Below are 6,024 nucleotides of genomic sequence, written 5' to 3' on the forward strand. Positions count from 1 at the left end.
AAGATGAAGGAGAGGCAGTGGACCTCGCAACCTCCGCGTTCTGTTCCGCAGAAAACCGGCCGGGCGCACGACGCACCGCGACCAGGGGAAGGAGACCGCGCGGGGGAGGGGACCCCGACAAGCCGCAGGGCCGGATACCGGCTTGCCACGACGGAGCCCTCCCCGCTCCCGCGGACGGGCCCGCTTCCCGCGCTTCGGCACTCTCCGCGCGCGCCCGGCACCGCGAAGCGCTGGGGACGTGATGACCACCCTGCCCGAACCCGGCACAGCGAAGACCGAAGCCGGCGACGAGAGGCTCGGCGACCACGTACTGGGCCAACTACGGCGGCTCGGCGCCATCGTAGGGCTGAGTGAGACGGACACCGCACTGTACGGACAGGTCCTGCTCGCCTCCCTCGCCGGCGCCGCCCAGCGACCTCTGTCCCTGCCCCCCGCATCGCCCAGCTTCCTGTCCGATGACCACACGCCCGTCGAGTTCTCCCTCGCCTGCCGGGCGGACCAGGCCCCCTCACTCAGGGTGCTCCTGGAGCCGGGATGGGTCCACGGCACCATGGAGGACAGCGCTCGCGCCGGGCTGGAGGCCATCCGCGCGATAGCTGACCGCTGGAATTTCCCCACCGGCCAACTCGACGCCCTGGAAGACCTGTTCTTCCCCACCGCGGCCCAGGGGCCACTGGCCCTGTGGTACGCGCTGGACCTGCGCCCCGGGAGGGCCCCCGGGGTCAAGGTCTACGTGAACCCCTCCGCCGCCGGCCCCGAGCACGCCGCGCGCACCGTGAAAGAGGCGCTGCGCCGACTCGGCTACGCCAGCGCCTTCGCGAAGCTTCCCCCGGGGGCGGGATACCCGTTCCTCGCGCTGGACCTGGGAGCCTGGAAGGCGCCGCGTACCAAGGTGTATGTGAAGCACCCACGCATGTCCGCCGCCGACGCCTGCGCGCTGAGCCCTACCTTTGGGGCCGCGGCGGCCGACATCCGGTACTTCTTCCAGATGGCTGCGGGGTCCCCCATCCGGCCGTCGCGGGGCGCGGACCGGACGCCGCGGCTCCTGCGGCGACCTGCGCTCACCTGCCATTCCTTCACCGAGGGCGACGCCGAGCCGAGCGGCTTCACGCTCCACATACCGGTGCGCGACTACGTCCGCGACGACGAGGAGGCCCTCGCCCGGGCGAGGGCCCTGCTGATCCGGTTCGGCATGGACCCCACGGTCCTGAGCCGGAGCCTGCGCGCTCTCACACAGCGACAGCTCGCCGACGGTGTAGGGCTGATCGCCTATCTCGCTCTCGTCCACGAGCGGGACAGGACGCCCCGGATCACCGCCTATCTGTCCTCCGAAGCCTACGGCGTCCGGCCGCCGCAGGAGCAGTTCCCGCGAATCGACCTCGCACCCGCCCAACGCGGCCCGGCCCTCACCCACAAGGCCGCAGACCACCTCAGCCCGCACACCGGACAGAAGGAAGACACGTGGAGCCGTACCGCATCAAAGTCGTAGAACCGCTCGCGTTCACCACGCGAGCGCAGCGGGAGGCCGCGCTGAAGCGGGTCGCCTACAACCCCTTCGACCTGCGTGCCGACGAGGTCACCATCGACCTGCTGAGCGACTCGGGAACCGGCGCCATCTCCGCGGACCAGCTCGCCGCGGGCATGCACGGCGACGAGTCCTACGCAGGCAGCCGCAGCTACTACCGATGGCACGAGGTCGTCTCCGAACTCACCGGCTACCCCCGCATCCTCCCCGCACACCAGGGTCGTGCCGCCGAGCGCATCCTGTTCTCCGCGCTGCTCAAGCCCGGCACGAGCGTGCTGTCCAACACCCACTTCGACACGACCCGCGCCAACGTCGAGCTGACCGGCTGCCACGCGTACGACCTGCCCTGTGCCGAGGCGAAGGATCTCGACAGCGACTATCCGTTCAAGGGCAACATCGACCTGGTCGCCCTCGAACAGGAGCTGAAGAACCCGCAAAGGCCCGTGGCGGCCGTGGTGATGACCATCACCAACAACGGTGGCGGCGGTCAGCCGGTCGCGATGGGGAACCTGCGCCGGACCGCGGAACTGTGCCGCCTCCACGAGGTCCCCCTGGTCCTGGACGCGGCCCGGTTCGCGGAGAACGCCTGGCTGGTGACCCGGCGCGAACCCGGCTACGCCGACCACACGCCCCGCCAGGTCGCAGAGGAGGCGTTCCGCCTCGCGGACGCCTGCGTGATGAGCGCGAAGAAGGACGGCATCGTCCACATCGGCGGCTTCATCGGTTTGAAGGACCCGGAAATCGCCGAGAGGTGCGAGGGCCTGCTCATCGCCACCGAGGGGTTCACCACCTACGGCGGCCTGGCCGGCCGCGACCTCGAGATGATGGCCCGCGGGCTCCTCGAAGTCACCGAACCGGCCTACCTCGCCGAACGCGCCGACATCGCCGCCCACCTCGCCGCCCGCATCCGCGAGGCCGGGGTAGACATCGTGGAACCTTCGGGCCTGCACGCGCTCTACGTCAACGCCGGGCGCCTGCTGCCCCATATTCCCCCCCATCAGTACCCCGGCACCGCGCTGGTCTGTGAGCTCTATCTCCGCGGAGGCATCCGCTCGGCGGAGCTCGGCTCGCTGTACCTCGGCGAAGAGGATGAGCAAGGAAATCCCGTCAGGACGGCCCCCTACGAACTCGTGCGGCTCGCACTTCCCCGGCGGGTCTACACCCGAAGCCACTACGACCATGTCGCCGCGGTCCTGGCGGACATAGCCAAGGACCCCGGGTCGGTGAGCGGCTACCGCATCACGAGCCAGTCGCCGATCCTCCGCCACTTCAGCATCGAACTCGAACCCGTGCGGTCCAGTGACTGATCCGCCCTGACGGGTGCCCGCTGCTCCGCGGTGACGAGGCGGACGTCTTTCGCGGAGGCCGGCCGCAAGGGCGGGCGCGGCAGGGGTCCCGGCGAGGCGCGGGGGGCGCCCGCTCGGCCCCGGACCGATGCCGACGGGACGAACCGTTCCGGGCCTGCCATCGAGACCCTTCCTCGGCTTGAACCGCGCTGCCCTTCGGCGTGCCGGTTCGAGTCCGGCTCCGGGCACCACGCAAATACAGTGCGGCGGAGGTGAAACCGGGCCGGTAGGCAACGCCGGGGCCAGTACCTGCGGCCGCACCCCGGCCCCAGGGTCCGGGCCGGCGCCTCCAGCCAGGCCACTGCGCCCAAGCCCCCTCCCGCCGGGGACTCCCGCGCGTACCGCCCGGCCTCCTCCTCACCCGGGCCGAGGCCGGTGAGGGTCCCGGAGATCCGCCTCGGTCAGCAGCACCTCACCCTCGCCCTCGCCCTCGCCCTGCGCACCGACGTCGACGGCGAAAGCGACATCGACGGCGAAAGCGACGTCGACGGCGAAAGCGACGTCGGGTTCGACGTGACGGCGCCCTGCCCGCACGACGACGAATGCACCGGCCGGGCTTGGGCGCCCGCCTGCAATGCCACCCGCCTGTTCCGCGCGCTCAACGGCGAGCCGGACGAAGACGAGGACATCGTCCGCACCGTCCACGATCCGAACGGCGACGACCAGGACGACGGCCCCGGGGACCGTGCCGACATCCCAGGCGCGGGACCTGGAGATGATCGGCGGCCCCCCACGGCGAGCCGCCGCCGCACGTGGCGCGGCCACGCGTCGCGCAGAGCGCTGGACGGCTCGTAGCGGGCCTCCCGGCACAGCCCGCAGGCCGGCCCGCATCCCGCCGCCCGAGGCGAGGGCAGGGGCGACCAGGCGCCAGGCGTCGATCAGCGCCTGCAGGGCGGGGCCGCGGCCGACGGCGCCCTGTCCGGCGATGTCGCGCAGGGTGCCGGCCGCCGCGCGTTCGACGCCGGCACTGCTCACCGCCTTGCTCGCGAAGTGGAAATGCAGGGCGCCCGGGCCGACCCCGGCTCCGGAACTGATCAGGCCCGGGGCCGCCCCCGCGAATCCACGGCTGTCGAACACCGCGGCTGCGGACCCGATCAACGCCTGACGCGTGCGCACGGCTCTTTCCTGCCGGGCCACGGAGCGCTCCTGAAGCTGTTGTCCCATCCCGAGTGACCGCGCAGCCCGTTCACCCCGTGTCGCATCCCGGCCCACGCGTTCCTGCTGCGCCCCGTGGGGCCCCGGCGCCTGTCGCCGAAGCCCCACGGGACCCGCTCGCGCAGGGTCAGGACGTGCCGAGGCGCTGGGCGAGGAACTGCTCGAACGTCAGCAGTCCCGGGTGCAGCTCGCGCAGGGCCGGGATGTCCGCCTGGTAGCCCTCCTCGGCGAACCACTCGAACATGCGCTCCTCGATGGGCAGGGGCTCCAGGCGCGAGGGCGTGCCCGTGATCCGCTCGTAGACCTCGGCGACCTGCGGGAAGGTGATCTCATCGCCCGCGAGCTCGATCTCCCTGCCGATGAACTCGGCCGGCCGGTCGAAGGCGTCGGCCGCGAAGACACCGATGTCGTCGGAGGCGATGAACTGCATCGGCTTGTCCGGCTTGACCGGCAGCGACATCACCCGCTCGCCCTCGACGTCGGCGAAGTGGAGCAGGTTGTTCATGAAGAACACGGGCCGCAGGATGGTGGCCGGGAGGCCGAGCGCCTTGATGTGGCGCTCGATCTCGGCCTTGCTCTCGAAGTGGTCGATGCCCGTCTCACGCTCGGCGCCGCCCACGGAGCTGTAGACGAAGTGGGTGACGCCGGCCTCCTTCGCCACGTCGGCGACGGCCTTGCCGTGACGCACCTCGGCAGCGAGCGTCTCCGGCTCGTAGGCGAGCGCCTGCACACTGAAGACGCCGTGGATGCCCTCGGCGGCGGCACGCAGCGAGGCGACGTCCTCGAGATCCCCCCGCACCAGCACCGCGCCCAGTCCCTTGAGCGCCTGGGCCTCGGGCTTGTCGGGGTCACGCACGAGTGCCCGCACCGACCAGCCCCGGGACAGCAGTTCGCGGGCCGCCGCGCCACCCTGGTTACCGGTGCCACCGAGTACGAGGATGATCTTCTGGTCAGTCAACACATGCTCCTTGTCGGGTCGTTCACGGTCAGGCGCGAAGGGGCGCACTGGAATGGATTCTTGAACCTCAATCGCAATCGAGGTCAAATCGAAGTGATGTGAATCATTCGGTCAGCGCTTGGAGTCGTGGGTCGATCAGGTCGGGCCCGGGCTCCGCCGCGAGGACCGCCCGGGCCTCACGGGGACCGGAACGCATGTCGTGGTCGTGCGGCAGCGTGTCGAGGAGCTGCGCGTCGATCTGCTCCGCGTCCCGGCGGAGCCCCTGGCCCCTCCGCTCGATCATGGCGGCGTTGATCCAGTTGTCCGCGCCGTGCGGGACGGCGGCCTGCGGGACACCGGTGCGGGCGGAGGCGAGGGTGGCGCCCGAGCCGCTGTGATGGATGATCGCGTCGCAGGCGGTCAGCGGGGTGGACAGCGGTGTCCAGCCCACCTGCGGACATTGTCCGGCAGCGTACCGAGGGCATCGAGATCGGAGTCGTCACCGAGGGCGAGGACGAACTCGGCGTCCACCTCGGCCGCCGCGGCCAGGACGCTGCCCACACCTGCTCACCGAAAGGCTGCGGGACCTGGAGGAGCGCCAGAAGCACGCCAACGTCTGGTGGCACGCGCCCTGAGCGCCGTCGTACGCGACCACCCCGAGGGGCGGGCCATCGTCACCGGGACCCGCACGTGTACCGGCCGCCGACGTGCCGCCATGCCCAACTCTGGTCCGCCTGCGCCAGGACCGCATTCTCAACGAAGCAGCAGAAACAGCGGACTCCTCCGGCTGATGAGGCTCTTCGGGACCACGGAAAAGACCGCCATGCACCATGTCACCGCGGCCCATCCCGAGCGCACGGCGAAGCTGCCCCGGTGACGCTCAGCAGAGTTTGCCCCTCTAGAAGGGAGGGTCGTTGGGGCCGCGGTCGGCCTGAGCTTGTTCTTTAACCTCTGATGCTGTTGCTCAGGTGCGGGTTTCGAGTCCGGCCAGGAGGTAGGCGACGTCGAGTCCCGTACTGAGGTACTGCTCGAAGGTCTGATTGTTCAGGGCCCAGGGAGAT

At 70.8% G+C, this 6,024-nt stretch carries 5 protein-coding genes; 2 read left to right on the plus strand and 3 right to left on the minus strand.

Annotation, left to right across the window (positions count from 1 at the left end):
- The first annotated feature begins 241 nt into the window (after positions 1-241).
- Both ACLJPL_RS33150 and ACLJPL_RS33155 read left to right on the plus strand, forming a co-directional pair.
- Positions 242-1,489 (plus strand): tryptophan dimethylallyltransferase family protein, encoded by a 1,248-nt coding sequence (locus ACLJPL_RS33150; RefSeq protein ID WP_411084658.1) that lies wholly within the window; start codon positions 242-244, stop codon positions 1,487-1,489.
- The gene (locus ACLJPL_RS33155; protein ID WP_411084659.1) at positions 1,462-2,832 is read left to right on the plus strand and encodes a tryptophanase; all 1,371 of its coding nucleotides are present in this window, start codon (positions 1,462-1,464) and stop codon (positions 2,830-2,832) included. The genes ACLJPL_RS33150 and ACLJPL_RS33155 overlap by 28 nt, the downstream gene beginning before the upstream one ends.
- A 396-nt stretch (positions 2,833-3,228) precedes the next feature.
- Here ACLJPL_RS33155 and ACLJPL_RS33160 read toward each other — a convergent pair whose 3' ends face one another.
- The 3 genes from ACLJPL_RS33160 to ACLJPL_RS33170 form a co-directional block, all read right to left on the minus strand.
- Positions 3,229-4,008, minus strand: coding sequence for a TetR family transcriptional regulator (locus tag ACLJPL_RS33160; RefSeq protein ID WP_411084660.1), 780 nt, complete (start codon positions 4,006-4,008; stop codon positions 3,229-3,231).
- Between the two features lie 145 nt (positions 4,009-4,153).
- Positions 4,154-4,984, minus strand: coding sequence for an NmrA/HSCARG family protein (locus ACLJPL_RS33165; RefSeq protein WP_411084661.1), 831 nt, complete (start codon positions 4,982-4,984; stop codon positions 4,154-4,156).
- 103 nt (positions 4,985-5,087) lie between these two features.
- Positions 5,088-5,414 (minus strand): nucleotide disphospho-sugar-binding domain-containing protein, encoded by a 327-nt coding sequence (locus ACLJPL_RS33170; protein ID WP_411084662.1) that lies wholly within the window; start codon positions 5,412-5,414, stop codon positions 5,088-5,090.
- Between the last annotated feature and the right edge of the window lie 610 nt (positions 5,415-6,024).

Source organism: Streptomyces sp. cmx-18-6 (assembly GCF_046548915.1).
Lineage (GTDB): Bacteria > Actinomycetota > Actinomycetes > Streptomycetales > Streptomycetaceae > Streptomyces.

What these genes read in the sequence shown, in the direction of transcription:
- ACLJPL_RS33150 (WP_411084658.1), top strand. Translation starts at nt 242, where the DNA reads ATGACCACCCTGCCCGAACCCGGCACAGCGAAGACCGAAGCCGGCGAC.